The 17,378-nt window shown below is 49.7% G+C and carries 11 protein-coding genes and 1 pseudogene; all 12 read right to left on the bottom strand.

The annotated features are described in order from the left end of the window. Positions 1 to 24: 24 nt before the first annotated feature. The 12 genes and pseudogenes from AC6I3O_RS12665 to AC6I3O_RS12610 all read right to left on the bottom strand — a co-directional run bounded on the left by AC6I3O_RS12665 (position 25) and on the right by AC6I3O_RS12610 (position 17,315). Entirely contained in the window at positions 25 to 861 is an 837-nt protein-coding gene (locus AC6I3O_RS12665; RefSeq protein WP_497851194.1) for an AraC family transcriptional regulator, read from the bottom strand. A gap of 28 nt (positions 862 to 889) precedes the next feature. After that, positions 890 to 1,309: pseudogene (locus AC6I3O_RS12660) on the bottom strand (PD-(D/E)XK nuclease domain-containing protein); the annotation flags it as partial. Beyond that, on the bottom strand, positions 1,278 to 1,625 hold the full coding sequence (locus AC6I3O_RS12655; RefSeq protein ID WP_497851193.1) for an AAA family ATPase: 348 nt from the start codon (positions 1,623 to 1,625) through the stop codon (positions 1,278 to 1,280). The gene AC6I3O_RS12655 and the pseudogene AC6I3O_RS12660, both read right to left, overlap by 32 nt. A 71-nt stretch (positions 1,626 to 1,696) precedes the next feature. Beyond that, on the bottom strand, positions 1,697 to 2,767 hold the full coding sequence (locus AC6I3O_RS12650) for an acyltransferase family protein (RefSeq protein WP_497851192.1): 1,071 nt from the start codon (positions 2,765 to 2,767) through the stop codon (positions 1,697 to 1,699). Positions 2,768 to 2,806: 39 nt separating this feature from the next. Continuing rightward, complete coding sequence (locus AC6I3O_RS12645; RefSeq protein ID WP_497851191.1) at positions 2,807 to 3,316, bottom strand: GNAT family N-acetyltransferase; 510 nt, start codon at positions 3,314 to 3,316, stop codon at positions 2,807 to 2,809. Between the two features lie 35 nt (positions 3,317 to 3,351). After that, positions 3,352 to 4,665 (bottom strand): BaiN/RdsA family NAD(P)/FAD-dependent oxidoreductase, encoded by a 1,314-nt coding sequence (locus AC6I3O_RS12640; protein ID WP_497851190.1) that lies wholly within the window; start codon positions 4,663 to 4,665, stop codon positions 3,352 to 3,354. 58 nt (positions 4,666 to 4,723) lie between these two features. Continuing rightward, positions 4,724 to 6,028, bottom strand: coding sequence for a methionine gamma-lyase family protein (locus tag AC6I3O_RS12635; RefSeq protein WP_497853464.1), 1,305 nt, complete (start codon positions 6,026 to 6,028; stop codon positions 4,724 to 4,726). Positions 6,029 to 6,060: 32 nt separating this feature from the next. Continuing rightward, on the bottom strand, positions 6,061 to 6,351 hold the full coding sequence (locus tag AC6I3O_RS12630; RefSeq protein WP_497851189.1) for a hypothetical protein: 291 nt from the start codon (positions 6,349 to 6,351) through the stop codon (positions 6,061 to 6,063). Then, on the bottom strand, positions 6,348 to 7,289 hold the full coding sequence (miaA, locus tag AC6I3O_RS12625; RefSeq protein ID WP_497851188.1) for a tRNA (adenosine(37)-N6)-dimethylallyltransferase MiaA: 942 nt from the start codon (positions 7,287 to 7,289) through the stop codon (positions 6,348 to 6,350). Before miaA ends, AC6I3O_RS12630 begins: the two co-directional genes overlap by 4 nt. Positions 7,290 to 7,291: 2 nt before the next feature. Further along, positions 7,292 to 9,322, bottom strand: a complete 2,031-nt coding sequence (gene mutL, locus AC6I3O_RS12620) for a DNA mismatch repair endonuclease MutL (protein WP_497851187.1) — start codon at positions 9,320 to 9,322, stop codon at positions 7,292 to 7,294. A 3-nt stretch (positions 9,323 to 9,325) separates the two neighbouring features. Continuing rightward, the gene (gene mutS / locus AC6I3O_RS12615; protein ID WP_497851186.1) at positions 9,326 to 11,977 is read right to left on the bottom strand and encodes a DNA mismatch repair protein MutS; all 2,652 of its coding nucleotides are present in this window, start codon (positions 11,975 to 11,977) and stop codon (positions 9,326 to 9,328) included. A 193-nt stretch (positions 11,978 to 12,170) separates the two neighbouring features. Next, positions 12,171 to 17,315 carry a DUF4132 domain-containing protein gene (locus AC6I3O_RS12610; RefSeq protein WP_497851185.1) on the bottom strand — a complete coding sequence of 1,715 codons (5,145 nt, stop codon included), beginning with the start codon at positions 17,313 to 17,315 and terminating at the stop codon, positions 12,171 to 12,173. Positions 17,316 to 17,378: the final 63 nt, after the last annotated feature.

Here is a 17,378-nt window from a genome sequence, read left to right as displayed (position 1 = left end):
ATTCTTGCCCTCTCCAGATGGCATTTATTTCACAGGCACACAGATATCCAGCTCCATATACAACGTCTCACTGTCTACCTCATGATAAATATCAAACAGGCTTTTCGTTGCATCCAATTCATAAGAGACTCTCGGCAGCCACACCAGAAATATGGTCTGGTACGCCGCATAAATATGTTTGGCATGCCCCTTGAAATGATATACAATACATTTCCCGCCCTGTATTTGCGCTCTATTCGTAAGCGGACAATTTTCACCGACACTCATACAGATATCATACAGACAGTGTCCGGCGCCCGTCACGGCCGGGTCGTCATAGGTCCGCTCTATAAGAAGAGTTTCCTCTGTAATAAACTCCCGGTATTTTTCGATAAATCCATCCCAATCCCTGCACAGGTTCTCATAACTCCCGAAACGTCTCTCATAGATTACATCGTAATCCGGGACAGTTTCTATGGTAATCTTGCGGCCGCAAGCTTCAAAACTTTCCACCTGCCAGTTTTCATGGTGAAAGAAGGGATGCGCCATCGAAGAAGCATAGCTCTGTCTGCGGAAATCCACAGGAGCCATGCGGTAATGCAGACGGAATGCAGAGCTAAAATTGGACGGGCTATACCCATAATCCGCGCCAATCTCCGTAATCTGGCGCCCCTGCTCCGTCTTGAGCCGAAACGCGCTCTGCTCAAGCTTCACCCTCTTAATAAACCCGTAAACACTCTCCCCCGTCTGCTCCTTAAAAAGACGGCTGAAATAAAACTTGGAGAAATGGCAATGCCCCGCCACATCTCCAAGGGTAATCTCTTCTTCAATATGTTTTAAAATATAATCAATCGCCTGATTAACAGCTTCGTTCGTAATCATGCCCAATCCTTCTTTTCGCTCTTTACTGTCAAATACCTCCGATCAGAACTTCATTTCCGCAAAATGCAAATCCATATTTACGGATACGTCCCTTCGCAATCCCTTTTGCCTCCAAAACCGCCTCATAATTTTTCTCCTCAATCTGCCTCAGGGCAGCCTTTACCGTATCCGCAAGCTCTTTTTCTTTCTTAGGCTGAAATACCTTAAATTCCAGAATAACCCCATCGTCAGTCTCGTTTAATGGCTCCATCATCACGTCATATCTTCCAAACCCGCTCTCCCTGTTAGATGTCAGCACATACCTTCCCCTAAGCTCCACCATAAGTCCCAACACGAAGCCATGGTAAAAACGTTCCGGTTCCTTTTTTGAAGGATTTTTCCCAGTATCGAAACAACTAAATACAGACTGGGATACCTCATTCATATAGTCGTTCATTGCGTCTACGTCTATAATTTCTCGCTTTCACATTGGCGAAAGACAGACTAATGACCGGATATGTCCCTTGCAGATAATGATAATTCTCGTCTTCCCAGATAGAAAGTCCTTCAAACAAATCCTGCCTTCCCGCATATTTGACCGAGAAAAACTGCTCTAACATACTCATATTCAGTGTCTTTCCAAATCTTCTGGGACGGGCAATCAACGTCACAGCATCATCGGCCTCCCACCATTCTTTTATAAAATGAGTTTTATCCACATAAAAATTATTCTTTATCCGAATATCCTCAAAATTCTGATGTCCAATACCTATCGTCCTTCCCATTTGAAAAACCTCCTACAGAATATCATTTGCCATGGCAATACCGCTGGAACGATTTTTCTCGCCGATTCTTTTCAATATATCCCCACCATAATCCGAAGGCCGGGAATCCTTTTGATCAAATGATACGCCAACAGGGTCAGCAAAAAACTGCCGGCTCCGATACAGACCACCTGTAACCAAAGTATATCACAAAAACCCAAGACCTCATACGCCAAAGCAACCAAAATCGACTGATGCAAAAGATAAATAGGGTAAGAAGCATGATTCAAATATTCTGTAACCCTTGTCTTCTCGTCCAAATATCTCTTTCCCATCACAAGCAGCGCCAAAATCGAGATCCAGCTAATAAAATTGACCCACAGATCGCCATAATAAGAAAACTGATAATACAGTCCTACAGAAATCACCGTCACAATCCCCCATAGACCTGCCAGCCATTTCCAATTATGTTCCAGCTTACCAATCACCACATCATTGCCCAGCACATAATATCCCGCCAAAAATAAAGCCAAATCCTTACCGATACTGAACCCGCCGAAATTGCCCAGATAGTACATTAGCCATACCGGAATAAATAAAAACACCACGCCTAAGACCGGCATCTTCTCTACCCGCAAAGCCGCCCTTTCATAGGGGATAAACCTAAACAACACTACAGCAAACAAGGAAATCAAAAACAGAAACAATACAAACCACAGATGCCCCGGTGTGAACCCACCGTCATATCCGCTCAGATCCGTAACATGGGTAAAAAAGTAAACCCAATGCTCCCACAAGCTCCCGGTATAATGGTAAAAAAATTTTCTTGCAAACAAACTCTGGAAGGGCACAAGCAGAAGCATCCCACAGATAAAGGGAATCAGCAATTTACGGATGCGCTGTACCACAAACTCCCTGAAAGACCTTCTCTCCAGCGCGAACCGCGCGCTCATGCCCGCTAAGACAAACAGAAGCGGCATGAACCAAGGATTCACTGCCACGATACAGGTACTCAAGATCCGGTTCTCCCCCTGCCAGATATAAAAACGCGAACCGAAATCATTCCAGATCATAAACGTATGAACCGGAAATAGCAGCAGGATCGTATAATTCCGCAGATTGTCTATATAATATTTCCGAGTTTCTGCGCTCTGCCCGTTCATCTGAAAACCTCCTTTGCAGCAGACTTAAAAGTTTCACCTCTAAAGTTCCCGGCGATACCTCAGCATATGGTATGGATGCCCGTCCTTGCAGTCCGTTTCAGGAATGACAGAAAAAACCGTAAACCCAAAGGATTCTGCCAGTTTCCTAGACGCCAGATTTTCATCTCTGGATGAATAAATAAATTCCTTTGCGTCAAACATTTCCTTACAATATTGCATCAGACAGGCCAAAATCTGCGTCCCAAAACCCTTTCCTACATAATCCGGTCCCAGACAGATCCCGGCTTCCTGATAAACAAAAGGCTCCACCTTTTCCACACCTGCAAAGCCAATAGATGTGCCGCCCTCCTTTTCATAGACCAGATAGGTATCATGGCTCTTCTGAAATTCAATCGTTTTCAGGATTCTGGCCTTGGCGTCGCTTTCACTTGTGGTAATGCTCCACATCATATACCGCGCAGTTTCCGGATGCCGCCAGACATTGGCATACATATCCTTCCAGTCAGAAAATTTTGCCTTATTAAGAATTAAATCCTTGGTTTCCAGCATATTCCTTCCCTCCGAACCACAAAAAATATTCCCTTCTACAACACAGCCGCCTTCCCCGCAAGATATCCGGTAGCCCAGGCCCATTGAAGGTTGAAACCTCCGCAGATGCCGTCCACATCCAACAATTCCCCTACAAGGTACAGTCCATCTACGCACAAAGATTCCATCGTCTGGGGGCTTATCTCCCTTGTCCGGACGCCTCCAGCGCTGACCTGCGCATTTTCAAATCCATTGGTATCCTGAACCGACAGCACGATTCCCTTGCATTTCTTTGCAACCTCCCGAATCTTCCGTTCATCCAAATCCGACACCTGCGTCTGCATCCGCACTTTTGCCTGCTCCAATATCCGCGGAATTAATTTCCGGTTAAATATCCCCGCAAGCCATTCCTCCGCCGTAAGATTCTTACGATTCCCGGCAAGCTTCACGAGCAATCCAAACACTTCCTCCTTGGAATATTCCGGCAGAAAATCTAACAAAACCTCCGAGCGCTTCTTCTCCAAAAGCCCCATGGCAAGAAAGCGGCTGATTTGAAAGACCGGAATCCCGGAAATACCATAAGCCGTAATCTGTACCTCACCACGATCCGAAAAGACCGCTTCCCCGTCAACCAGCGCCGTCACTGCGGCCTCCGTACGCACTCCCGACGCTTTTCCAAAGGGATGGTTCTTCGCCCTAAGCTGCACCAACGACGGAACGACAGAAGCCACACTATGTCCAAGAGACTTTGCGAGACGAAACCCGTTTCCATCCGAGCCAAAGACAGGAGCAGCCATCCCTCCGCAGGCAAGAATCACCCGGTCTGCCCGGAACGTGTGCTTCATCATTTTTTCGTTCCTTTGCCCATGCCCTCTTGCCTCGGGAATCAAAGCGCCTTGTTTCCCATCCTGAAAACGCTCCGTAACCCTGATACAGAATCGAGTCTGTTCCTTCACAACAGACTCTACTTTCACTCTACAGTAAATCTTGACCCCAAGGCGTTTTAATTCCAGCTCCAGAACCTCAAGCACAGCCGAGGCCTGTTCGGAACGAGGGTATGCATAATCCCCCCTCATCCGCGCCACAAGCCCCAGAGACGAAAAAAAACGAAGCGTATCTTCATATCCAAACTGCGCAAGCACACTTTTCGCAAACCCTATATCTTCACCACGGTAGCAGGATTCTACACAAGAACTCACAGCCTGACGGTTCGTCAGATTACACCGGCCATTCCCTGTTGCAAGAATCTTCCTGCCAATCCGTTCATTTTGTTCCAGAATAAAAACCTCTGCCTGCCTGTCGTTTCTCGCAGCGGCAATCGCCGCCACAATCCCTGCGGCTCCCCCGCCGATAATTCCAACTCTTCTCATGATACCCGCCTAATTACTGAACTATCATCTATCTTTAAACATCCTAATTACTATGCCCTCATAATACAACCACGCCCTCCCGCACCAGATGCTCAAGAGACATCAAGATTCCAAGCCGCCCATGATGCCAAGTCAGCCCGCCCTGAAAATATACGGCATAAGGCGGTTTGATCGGACCGTCCGCGCTCAGCTCAATGGACGACCCTTGCACAAAAGCGCCCGCCGCCATGATCACATCACTGTCATATCCAGGCATCGCCCATGGTATCGGCGTCACAAAGGAATCCACAGGAGCTGCCGCCTGAATCCCCTTGCAGAATGCAATGACCCCCTCCGGTTTTCCGAAGGTTACAGCCTGGATAATATCATGCCTGCTCTCACTGCCATTCGGCACTACGGCAAACCCAAGCTTCTCATAAATATTTGCCGCAAAAATAGCCCCCTTCAACGCGCCCGCCGTCACAGTTGGAGCAAGGAACAATCCCTGATAAAAAGACTGCATCACCCCAAGAGAAGCTCCGACTTCCTTTCCAAGTCCCGGAGAAGTCAGGCGGAAACCGCATGCCTCAATCAAATCCTTCCTTCCTGCAATATACCCACCAATGGGAGCAAGCCCGCCTCCCGGGTTCTTAATCAGCGACCCGACTACTAAATCCGCTCCAACGTCGCTGGGTTCTATGGTCTCCACAAACTCTCCATAACAATTATCCACCATACAGATGATATCCGGCCTGATATTCTTGACAAAATGAATCAACTCCCCAATCTGCCCCACAGAAAAACTAGGCCGGGTCTGATAGCCCTTGGATCTCTGAATCGTCACCATCTTCGTGTTCCCGCCAATTGCCTTACGTATCCCGTCAAAATCAAAAGTCCCGTCTGAAAGAAGCTCCACCTGCGAATAGGAAACTCCATATTCTGCAAGAGACCCCTTAGACGGACGGATACCGATAACCTCCTCAAGCGTATCATATGGCTTTCCCACAGGCGACAAAAGCTCATCGCCCGGCCTTAAATTCGCGCCAAGCGCCAGCGCCAGCGCATGGGTGCCGCAAGTAATCTGCGGGCGCACCAACGCACTTTCCGTATGGAACACAGAAGCATAAACCTCTTCCAGCGTATCCCGTCCCACGTCATTATAGCCATACCCGCTGGCATAATGGAAACACCCCTCGCTGACCTGGTTCTTCTGCATGGCGTGAATCACCTTGAGCTGGTTATACTCCGCCACATTGTCAATCGCAGCAAACCGCTTGGCAAGTCCTACTTCTACCTCTCTGCCAAAATCCAGCACCTCTCTGCGAATCCCTAATTCCTTATATAATGAAATGATATCAAAATCATAATTATCTTCTTTTGCCATAAATCCCATTCCCCTCTTCCTTATTCTTCTGGTTACAACCACGAGTCCAAAATCTTCGTCCTCACAACCGCGCACTTCGCATCAAACACAGGATTCAACGGCTGAATCTGCATAATCACCTCCGCCGCCTCCTTATACTTCTTCATATCATAAAGCAGCGACGCCCGGTTCAGCTCAAACAAAGCCTCCTCCCCCTTATCCCGAATCAAAGGCTCTAACGCCATCAACTCCCGGTACGTAGCCTCCGCATTCTGGGAACGGGCATAGACCATCAGCAAAGTATTCATTTTCTTAATAAACTTACTCCGAAATAATTTTCTCAACCCAGTTCGCCCCTTACATATCTTATCATATCACATAAGATTCTATCCTCATCATAACCATATTCATCCTTATTTATCCAGATTACCTCCCTCTCCCTCTTGAACCAGGTAATCTGCCTCTTGGCAAAATGTCTCGTATCCCGCTTCAGCCTGTAAATGGCCTCCTCAAGGCTTAGCTCCCCGTCCAGATAAGCAAATATCTCCTTATACCCAAGTCCCTGCATAGACACCATATCCCGCTTACAGCCCATATCCCGCAGAGCCGCCACCTCATCCACAAGCCCGTCTTCTAACATCCGGTCCACCCGACTGTCAATCCGCTCATACAACCGTTTCCGGTCGTCATTCAGCACAAAATAAACGAACCGGTAAGGAGACTCCTTCTGCCGCTCCCGCTCATTATGCTCCGAAATCCGCTGCCCCGTCTGGTGGTAGAACTCAAGGGCCCGGATGACCCGTTTCACATTATTCTCATGAATCTGCAAAGCCGAAGCCGGGTCCACCACCCTAAGCCGTTCATGGAGCGCCGTTTTCCCCTGCCTGCCTGCAATCTGCTCAAGCTCACGGCGATAGGAATCATCCCCGTCATTTTCCGAAAAATCAATATCATAGAGCAAAGCCTGAATATAAAATCCTGTCCCGCCAACCACAATCGGGATATGCCCCCGGGCATAAATTCCCTCCATCGCCGCCTTCGCCATCTGCTGAAAACGCACCACATGGAATTCCTCCCAGGGCTTTAACTCATCCACCAGGAAATGAGGAATTCCTTCCATCTCCTCCGGCCGTACCTTGGCAGACCCAATGTCCATATATTGATAGACCTGCATAGAATCCGCAGAAATAATCTCCCCTCCAAGCGCCTTGGCAAGCCCAATCGATGCGTCTGTCTTCCCGACAGCCGTAGGCCCGGTCAGAACTACTAATGGTTTCTTCATATTTACACAATCCTTTTAAACTTTTTCTCCAGCTCCCGCCGGCTCATGGCAATAATCGTCGGCCTTCCGTGGGGACAGTGGTAAGGATTCTCAAGCTTTAGAAGCTCGCCAATCAGCGCATCCACCTCCGCAGCCGACAATCTCATATTCCCCTTCACAGCCGCCTTACAAGACATGGACGCCACCTTCTCGTCAATCATCTCCGGCGACAGATTCCGGTTCACCTCATCCGACAGGCTGTCAAGCATCTGCAAAAGCAGCTCCTTCTTCGCAATACTGAACAGATTATCCGGAACCGCCCGGACGACAAAGGACTCCTGTCCAAATTCCTCGAACTCGAATCCGATTCTGGTAAACTGCTCCATATACCGATTCAGCAAATCCGCTTCCTGCATACTCAAATCCAGGACAATGGGCGGCGTAATCATTTGGGAAGTAAACTCCCGCGTCCGCATACTCCTAAGGGTTCTTTCATACAAGATGCGCTCATGGGCGGCATGCTGGTCAATAATATAGAGATTCTCATGGAATTCCACCAGCCAATAGGTCTCGAAAACCTGCCCAATCAAATGATATTCATCCTTGGCTTCCCTTGTCAGAAGCCTCTCTTCAAATAAATCCAACTGCCTTGGCTCATCCGGCGTTTGTCCTGGTTTTTTTGCAGCATCTTCGGCAGTTTTGGCCAGACTCTCTGCTGGTAAATCCTGCCGCGTCCCGTTCAAATTCTTCGCATATTCCACAGTTTCGCGGATACGTCCAGACTGAATCTCTGGTTGGAAAACCCCGCTTCGGTCCGTCACCTCAGCCGACGAACGCTGGCTATGGTAAGCCTCTACACGCTTCCGCATCTTCTCCATAAAATAATCCAGATTCCGTTCAGACGGGGACGGCAAAGCAGCTTTCTCCGAACGTTCCAATCCCTCAAAAGGAAGTGCAGCCCCAGAATCTTTCTTTCTGTCCGGATTCCCGCCATACCTCCTATTATCCCCAGGCTCCTTCCTAAGATTCTCTCCCGGCGCGTCCAGCTCCACATGTGGAATCAGCTCCTCCCCATGCAGTCCCTGGCTTACCGCCTCAAACACCCGGTTGTAGACCTCCTGCTGGTTATGGAAACGAATCTCCATCTTCGCCGGATGCACATTCACATCCACGCCTTCACCGTCAATCTCCATAAGAAGCGCCACGAAGGGATACTTATGCTGCATGGAAAAATCCTTATAAGCATCCTCAATCGCCTTCGACACAATCTGATTCTTCACATATCGCCCATTGATAAAATAATTCTCAAAATTCCGGTTTCCCCTTGAAACAATGGGTTTTCCAAGGAAACCCGAAATCCGCATCCCAGGCGCCTCCCACTTGGTCCGAAGCAGATTAGATGCAATATCCCGCCCATAGACATGGTAAATCACATCCCTAAGGCTTCCATTCCCCGAACTGTGCAGCTTCGACTGCCCGTTATTGATAAACTGAAAGGATATTTCCGGATGGGAAAGGGCAAGCCTTGTCATCAAATCCCCCACATGGCTCGCCTCCGTCATAGGCGTCTTCAAAAACTTCCGTCTGGCTGGAACATTATAGAACAACTGACGAATCAGAAACGTAGTTCCATCCCGCGCCCCCGTATCCTCAATATCTACCTCCATACCGCCATGAATCCGGTATCTTGTCCCAAAGGTCTGCTCCTTCGTCTTCGTCAGCAGCTCCACCTGGGCGACCGCCGCAATACTAGACAGCGCCTCCCCCCGAAATCCCAGTGTTCCAATATGGACCAAATCATCCACAGAACGAATCTTACTGGTGGAATGGCGCAAAAATGCGTTTGGAACCTCCTTACGTTCCATCCCGCACCCATTATCGGCAATCCGAATAAGCGATATCCCTCCATCCTGAATCTCCACGACAATCGCAGTCGCCCCGGCGTCAATGGCATTCTCCACCAACTCCTTAACCACAGACGCAGGACGCTCAATCACCTCTCCCGCCGCAATCTTATCAATCGTAACCGTATCCAAAACCTGTATCTTACTCATACTCTATCCCCATCGGTTCTTCAGCTTATTTTGAATCTGATACAATGTATTCAACGCATCTATCGGCGTCAGGTTCCCAAGATCCAACCCCTTTAGCTCCTCAATCACATCGTCATCCCTCACCGTATCGAACAAGGACATCTGCGCCAGATCCACCTCGTCATAATGCTTAGGCTTTGCCGCCGGCTGCTCGCTCCCATGGGACGCAATATCCTTGATCCGATCCGTAATATCCGCCTGCACCAGCTCCTCCACGATCTCCTTTGCCCGCGCAATTACAGACTCCGGAACCCCCGCAAGCCTGGCAACCTGGATTCCATAACTCTTATCCGCACCACCCTTCACAATCTTGCGTAGGAAAATGATATCGTCCCCCTTCTCCTTTACGGCGATACAGTAATTATTCACATTATGGATCTTTCCCTCAAGCTCCGTCAGCTCATGGTAATGGGTGGCAAACAATGTCTTGGCTCCCAGAAGCTTACTGTTGCTGATATGCTCAATGACGGCCCACGCGATGCTCAGCCCGTCAAAAGTACTGGTTCCACGCCCGATTTCATCCAGAATCAGAAGGCTGCGGCTGGTGGCATTCCGCAGGATATTCGCCACCTCCGTCATCTCCACCATGAACGTACTCTGCCCGCTGGCCAGATCGTCCGACGCGCCGACCCTGGTAAAAATCCGGTCCACCAGGCCGATATCCGCACTGGAAGCCGGAACAAAAGAGCCAATCTGCGCCATCAGCACAATCAAGGCAGTCTGCCGCATATATGTAGATTTTCCCGCCATATTCGGACCTGTAATCACAGAAATCCGGTTCTTTTTGTCATTCAGGAACGTATCATTAGCAATGAACATATCATTGGGAATCATCCGCTCCACCACAGGATGCCGCCCATCCTTAATGTCAATGACCCCCTTCTCATTTATCCTGGGGCGCACATATTGATTCCGCTCTGCCACCAAAGCAAAAGAAGAAAACGCATCCAACTGCGCCACAGCTTTAGCGCTTGACTGAATCCTTAATATCTGCGCGCCAATCTGATCACGCACCTCACAGAACAACTGATATTCCAACGCATACAGCTTATCCTCCGCGCCAAGAATCGTATCCTCCAATTCTTTCAGCTCCGGAATAATAAAACGCTCCGCATTCGCAAGCGTCTGCTTACGGGTATAATAATCCGGCACCAGATTCTTGAAGGAATTGGTCACTTCCAGATAATACCCGAACACTTTATTGAACCGGATCTTCAGGTTCTTGATTCCCGTTTTCTCCCGTTCGTCCGCCTCAAGTTTCGCAAGCCATTCCTTCCCGTCTGACTTCGCCAGGCGCAGCCTGTCCACTTCCTTGTCATATCCTTCCCGGATAATTCCCCCTTCCCGCATGGCAATAGGAGGTTCATCCAAAATGGCAGACTTCACCAGCCCACAGAGATCTTCAAGCGTATCCAGGCTCTCATACAGCTCCACAAGCAGCGGAGCCTTCATCTCCCGTAAAAGATACTTAATATGGGGCAGCATGGCAAGAGAATGCTCAAAGGCAATCAAATCCCTGGGATTCGCAGACTGATACGTAATCCTGCATACCAGACGCTCCAGGTCATAGATTGAAGAAAGATACTCCCGGATCTCCTCTCTGGAAATTGCATTGTCCTTGAGTTCCTCCACAGCATCCAGACGCCGCTCGATTTCCGCCCGGTCGATTAAGGGCTGCTCAATATGCTTGCGCAGCGCCCTTGCCCCCATGGCAGTCTTGGTCTTATCCAGCACCCAGAGCAGAGACCCTCTTTTCTGCTTCTCCCTGAGCGTCTCGCACAGCTCTAAATTCCGGCGGGTAGAGCTGTCAAGCAGCATATATTTCCCTGTGGCATAGACCGAGAGCTTCGTGATGTGGGACAAATCCCGCTTCTGCGTCTCGATTAGGTATTTAAGCAGCGCCCCCGCCGCAATCACGCCGCAGTCAAAATCCCCAAGGCCAAGTCCATCGAGGCCGTTTACATGAAAATGATCCAAAAGCGTCCGCTGGCAGATAGAATCGTCAAAATACCATGCATCCAGAGAATACACCGTAATACCAAGCTTTTCCTTCAACAATTCCAGATCCATGCCGCTCATGTAGAAAGCCTCGTTGCAGACCAGCTCCGACGGCATGAACTTATAAATCTCGTCAAACAGCTTCTCCGACTCCGAAATCTCTGTGACCATATATTCCCCCGTCGTCACATCCGCCACAGACAGTCCAAAACGATCTGCAATATAGACTACGCACATAATATAATTGTTCTTCGTCTCATCCAACGCCTGCACATCCAGATTCGTCCCCGGCGTCACGATACGGACCACATCCCGCTTCACTAAGCCCTTCGCGCTTGCCGCATCCTCCATCTGCTCACATATCGCCACCTTATACCCCTTAGAGACAAGGCGGTTCAGATAACCGTCCACAGCATGGAAAGGAACGCCGCACATCGGTGCGCGTTCCTCAAGCCCGCAATTCTTTCCGGTCAGCGTAATCTCAAGCTCCCGCGACGCTGTCAGGGCATCGTCAAAGAACATCTCGTAAAAATCTCCCAGTCTATAGAACAAAATGCAGTCCGGATACTCCTTCTTCGTCTCCATATATTGCTGCATCATCGGTGTTAATTCCGCCACAGTTGTACCTCTCTTATCCTTAATTTTATAATTTATACCCGCAGGGCATTCCGTAATACATGCCTCTACAGGGCGGATGGACTTCGTCCATCAATGTATACGAAAACGCCGTATTTAGACAGCTAATTACAAAATCAGCGTATTTCCATTATAGCATTACTTTTATAAATAAAAAAGATAGAATTTCATCACGCTACCGAATCTGCGCCAAAATATTCGGATCTTTTATCTTCGTATCCTCCGCAAAGAGGAGAATCTTCGACAGGATCTCCGCTGTCTTAGGGTCGTCGTCAACAAAGGGCAGGAACATCCGCCCCCGATGCTGGGAATGTACAGGCACTACGAACAACATAGAGCTCCCGATCTGATGCACCACTCCGCTGCCTAAATGCACCGAATATTGCCCAAGTTTCCCGGCGATAACCGCATGGTTTCCCTCTATCCGGACATTTTTCAGCTTGAACAGCCCCAGGTTACACTCCACGATTACCTTACGCATCTCCACAGTGGAATGGCTCGTCTCCGGGTCCACGCCTCCTACATGCGCCACGCTCACCGCCAGATCCACGTCCCGCATCACTTCACTGTATATTACATCCGGGATCTCCCATATCCGCATCCTCTCTCCTGTCTTCCTGTTGGAGAACACCACCCACTCAAGGGTCGGCGCCTCTGCGTCGCTTGGCGTAAACCAGTCCGCCATCGCATAGATACAGGCAACAATATTCTCTTTATAATAAACCTTCTGAAGTCCATCCTCATAGTCTGCGACCCATCTGCGGCTCCTAAGAGCCCCCACAGTCTTTTGGGGCTGAATCTGGTTGCCCGAAAACATCCTGGATTCACACAACTCTGACTCCTCGTCAAGCTTCAAATACAGTTCCCGGAAAACCTGCTTAAAAGCCTGCCGGATCTGCCTCTCAAACAAAACTTTCTGATATTCATGCCATTGCCCGCTTTGATATAAATCAAAAGGATGGGCAATCCACACCTGCTCCTCCGGCTCCACCGACAGCACGTTCCCCAATGCATCCACAAGTCCCTCGTCTGTCAGAAATCCCATCCGGAAAACGTCCGTATCCCCCGCTATGCGCACCACCAAAAACTCTACGATCGGACGCACCACAGGATTTGCCCCAAGCTCCCGAAGCTCCCACACCTCAAACACAGTCCGGTCTTCCATCGCCTGCTCCATCATAAGCTTCGTCCGGCTGTACTGCTCCTTTAACTTCTTATGGACCTCCTGAAATTTCTGAACCGTCTCATTCTTCTTATACTTCGCCGGTACAGACTTCAAAAGTTTGCCGTCTTTCCTGCATTTCAGCGAAGACTTGCCCCATTCATCCACAGAAACCATCAGCTCAATCTCATCCACACGCTGCCAGTCAAAATACGCAGACGACATTTCCGTAAGCTTCCCCTCCATCCGCAGAACAAGGCGGGTCACATCCGTAAAACCTGCATTCACGCTCAGATTCCGCAGCGCAATCTCTGCCGCGCGCCCCTCGCTTGCCCGGCGCTGCGCCCCGAACTGCCTGCTCTCCTTCTGGAACTTACGAATAAACTGATAGCGTTCCAAAAGCTCCCTCTCCCGCTTGGCTTTCCCCTTCGCAAGGGGAAGAAGCCCGATGCTCATCAGCAGATCCTTATTGCGCTTCGCATCAATTTCCTGCATCAGAGCCTCAAGACTGACTTTCCCAAGGGCAGCGTCCGCATACTTCCTTGCCCTGCTGTGAGCCGTACCGCTGGAAGAATACTTCGCCGCATCATAAAGCAGCTTAAAATCCTTCTCCCCGACATTACCGTAAGCCTCAAAAAACCAATGTATATCAAACGCCCCGTCCGAAAGCTCCTCAGGCGAAAGAGGCGTGTACTTCGCAATCACAGAAGTCACCTGCTCGTCAAACCTTTCGCTGGTGTGCGCCATAAAATAGTAACAAGCGCTTGAAAATCCCGGAACCTCCAGATACTCTTCCACCATAGGAATCCACTGCTGGGCATACATAGCAAGCTCCGCCAGCCGCTTCTTCGTAATATCCGTCCCTTTCATCGCCCGCTTTAGGTCCTCTGCCGTCTCCTCAGGCTCCGGCACACAGACCTTCAATAAGTGGCTCAGCACAGACCGGCGGTCCGTATCAGAAGAATAATAATGAAATCCCCGCTCCAGCGGCTCCTTCCCCAGTGCCGTCAAAATCTGAATCATATAATCGATTCCATACACCACCCGAATCTTATGTATATACTCCGAAAACGGCGTCGGCTGCTCCCCCCGTTTTAACTCCACCCCCAAGATAAGAGGAATCAGTTCCCCATATAGTTCATGGGCAAACGCCATCTTCGGCATTTCCTCCCTCACTGAATCAAAATGGTACTTCCCGTCCAAAGGCTTGATTGCCTGATATCCAAAGAATGAATTCAGCGCATACACCCGCGCCATCCTCGAAGAGACCGCCCCATTTTGCTCCACAGTGCTGACCGGCTCTAACAGGCATCCCAGATCCGAAAACAGAAACACAGCCTTATAGAACAGCCCCTTATCCCAGACGCCCCTTACGTAACACTCCACATAATCCGAAAGCTCAAGATAAACATCCTTAGAACCTCCATAAGAATACTGCTGTTTCACTTCCCGATCCGCCTGTTTCCGATAATAATCCTGCAGACAGAACCGTAACGTAAACGCACTTCCCCAGTCCACGTCCCCAGCAAGAGCAAGCCACCGTATCATATCGGCAAAGACCGGAAGCTCCGCCGTCCGCCTGGTAAACGTAATCACCTCGCCATTCCAGTGTTTATGCTGAACCGAAAAAATGTCGTTGGAAGTATCCAATACGTCAAGGAACTTCGCCACGCCACGCAGGGCAAACTCTGCCTTGCAGGAATCCGTGACAAACTGCTCCGTCAGCACGGAGAGCGCCGTAAAGACCTGGCTGGCATAAGGCAAATCCGCGAAACAATCTTGAAAAATGAGCTTCTTTCCGCCGCCGAAAACCTGCCGGTACAACTTATGGTTCTGCATATAAGCATCCCACTGTAAACGGCACTTCCCGTAAAGTGTAAGCTCCAGAAGCAGCCCTGGCGACCCAATCTCCTTTTCATAAAACTCTTCCCACATTTCCCGGAACGGATACGCATCTAAAGGCTCGGCATCCGGATCTTCATGGATATACCGGGATTTCTGCAGTTCATTTCCCAGAAGCTGGTCCGCGCCCCACGCCGTCTTATAGGAAAGGGCGGCATGCTCCCCAATCAAGCGGCCAAGTTTTTTGCATACCCGGATACACGCCTTCTCTCCATAGACAAACAATCCCTCCGCCTGGCCAACGGCCACCGTCATTGGCGGCAGAACCCATTTTCGCCCTACGTCATACAAGCCAAATCCCGGCGTATTTAAAATATCCTGCGCCGCGCTTACGCCTCCCAAAAGTTCTTCTAAAATCACCTGCTCCTTCCTGTTCGGGGCAGGCAATTCCTGCAGACAGGGAAGAATTTCCTCAAAACAGCCTTCATCCTCCTTTTTCAGGAACAATGCAAGGTCAAGGGCGCCCATCCGGCACTCCTCCGATTTCATCCCAAGAAGCCTGACAATACAGGCGGCAAGACCCTTCTTATCCTGTTTCCTAAGCAGCGCAAGCGTCCCCTTCCGTCCTTTCTTATACTTCAGGTTCTTCTCGATTGCAGCAAAATCCTCTGCCAAAAGCTCCATATCATCCGCCAGACGATAGGCCTCCTCATTGGTATATTCCTCCGCATTGTGCAAAAGCTCAAACAAGGCCTTCTTTCTCGCAGGAGACTTGGGACGGTAAAGCATAAGCCGCGCCACAGCCGCCCGGGACGCGCTGTAATAATTGTAACCTTCCCCCTGGCCCACCAGAGGGATAAAGCCTGCCGCTTCATCCAGCACTTCTTCGTCCTGCAGCATCCAGGCGATCAGGCACAGCCTGGCAGCAATCCCGGAGGGGCCCATAGATACCTGATGCCAAGGGAAGATACAGGGGGAAAGTACCAGCCCTTTCTTCGGGACTTTCTTTAAAATTTTCTTCAAAATCTGATAACACCGGGAAGCCTCCGCCCGGTTGTCAAAAAACTCCTCCACAGGAAGTTTCCTAGGTTCCGTCACCTTATCATTGCGGAAAGAATAGGAATTACTGTTCTCGTCCTTGACAAGGCTGTAAAAATATTGGTTCACATTTCCCATAAATCCCGGCATGAAACAAGCAGCCAGTTCTAAATCCTCCCAGTCGTTCAAGATTACCTCTTTTACCGCCCGCATCTTTAACCGCTCGTCTTGCAGCGAATGGACAAAATAAGAAGCCGTCATCTTCTGGTGTCTCGACCCATGGGCGATCAGGCGGCGCACTGCTTCCACAGCATTCCCTGCATCATAGAACCCTTTCGCCCACAAAGCACAGCTGATCGCCACAGAATCCTCCGAAAGAAGCTGGGCTTCACAGAAATCCCCGTCCCGCAGGCATTGACCCATCAGCCTAAGCAATTTATCGCTCATCCGCTCCACGCTCTTCTCATTAAAAATACCAATCCAGGTGGCAGCCGCGCGCTTAACCGACGAAAAACGGATCAGATTGTGCTCTTCAATGACCCCGAACAGATGCAGAAACGCCTCCGGGCGTCCGGCGTCCATGGTCTCACAGACCGCCTGTCTCGCTCCCTCCTGAAGCCTTGCCGCCAAAAGGAACTTCCCAAGAAGCTCATACATCTCCTCATTTTTACACATCACGATTCCGCGGATCAGTTCATGGCTTACCATCATCGCGTTCCCCTCTCCAAGCAGAATATCCTTTACCGCCTGACGCGCATCCTCATTTTCCCGGTCAATCTGCGCCGCCAGCATCTCGGCATAAGAAAAATACTCATTTCTTGCATGGTCGAAAATCTCCGGCGTCACATTCCCGGTGAGTACGTCCGCAAGGCTGGCTTTGTAAAAATCCAGCAGCGCATAGGCGCGCAGCAGCCGGATGCTCTGCTCCACGAAGGGGAGATAGCTTTCGGAGCGCAGGCTCCTCCTGTACCATCCCGCCGTCATCTGGTACTGGTTCATAGCATCCAACGCTTCATAAAATTCCTCCCGGCGCGAATCGGGCACACAGACTCTAACCGCACCGGTAAACTCTCCTTTGTAAAGTCCGCTAAGCGTGCCATAAGTTCCTTCTGCCAATAACTTCCGCATATAGCCGCAGGCCTCCAAAGGCATGACCGTACCATAGATTTCCGGCAGCAGCTTCTTCTCCCGCTCGGAAAGATGAGACCCCTTCTCTTTCAGGCCATATACCCATTTTTCACTTATTTTCTTCCTTGACTGATATGTAAATCCTGCCATGACTTTTCCTTTCTCAAAAAGCTGGTTTTTGACGTATTAGATTCCACCGCACAAACTACGTAA

The sequence above is a fragment of the Sporofaciens sp. St.21A7 genome (genome assembly GCF_059728535.1).
Note: the sequence above shows the minus strand (reverse complement) of the source record. Positions and strands in the feature narration are given on the sequence as shown.

Excerpts from the sequence above, each read along its gene's own strand:
- mutL (WP_497851187.1), bottom strand. The coding sequence starts at position 9,322 with ATGAGTAAGATACAGGTTTTGGATACGGTTACGATTGATAAGATTGCG.
- miaA (WP_497851188.1), bottom strand. The coding sequence starts at position 7,289 with ATGAAGAAACCATTAGTAGTTCTGACCGGGCCTACGGCTGTCGGGAAG.
- AC6I3O_RS12610 (WP_497851185.1), bottom strand. The coding sequence starts at position 17,315 with ATGGCAGGATTTACATATCAGTCAAGGAAGAAAATAAGTGAAAAATGG.
- AC6I3O_RS12640 (WP_497851190.1), bottom strand. The coding sequence starts at position 4,665 with ATGAGAAGAGTTGGAATTATCGGCGGGGGAGCCGCAGGGATTGTGGCG.
- AC6I3O_RS12635 (WP_497853464.1), bottom strand. The coding sequence starts at position 6,028 with ATGGCAAAAGAAGATAATTATGATTTTGATATCATTTCATTATATAAG.
- AC6I3O_RS12655 (WP_497851193.1), bottom strand. The coding sequence starts at position 1,625 with ATGGGAAGGACGATAGGTATTGGACATCAGAATTTTGAGGATATTCGG.
- AC6I3O_RS12645 (WP_497851191.1), bottom strand. The coding sequence starts at position 3,316 with ATGCTGGAAACCAAGGATTTAATTCTTAATAAGGCAAAATTTTCTGAC.
- AC6I3O_RS12650 (WP_497851192.1), bottom strand. The coding sequence starts at position 2,767 with ATGAACGGGCAGAGCGCAGAAACTCGGAAATATTATATAGACAATCTG.
- AC6I3O_RS12665 (WP_497851194.1), bottom strand. The coding sequence starts at position 861 with ATGATTACGAACGAAGCTGTTAATCAGGCGATTGATTATATTTTAAAA.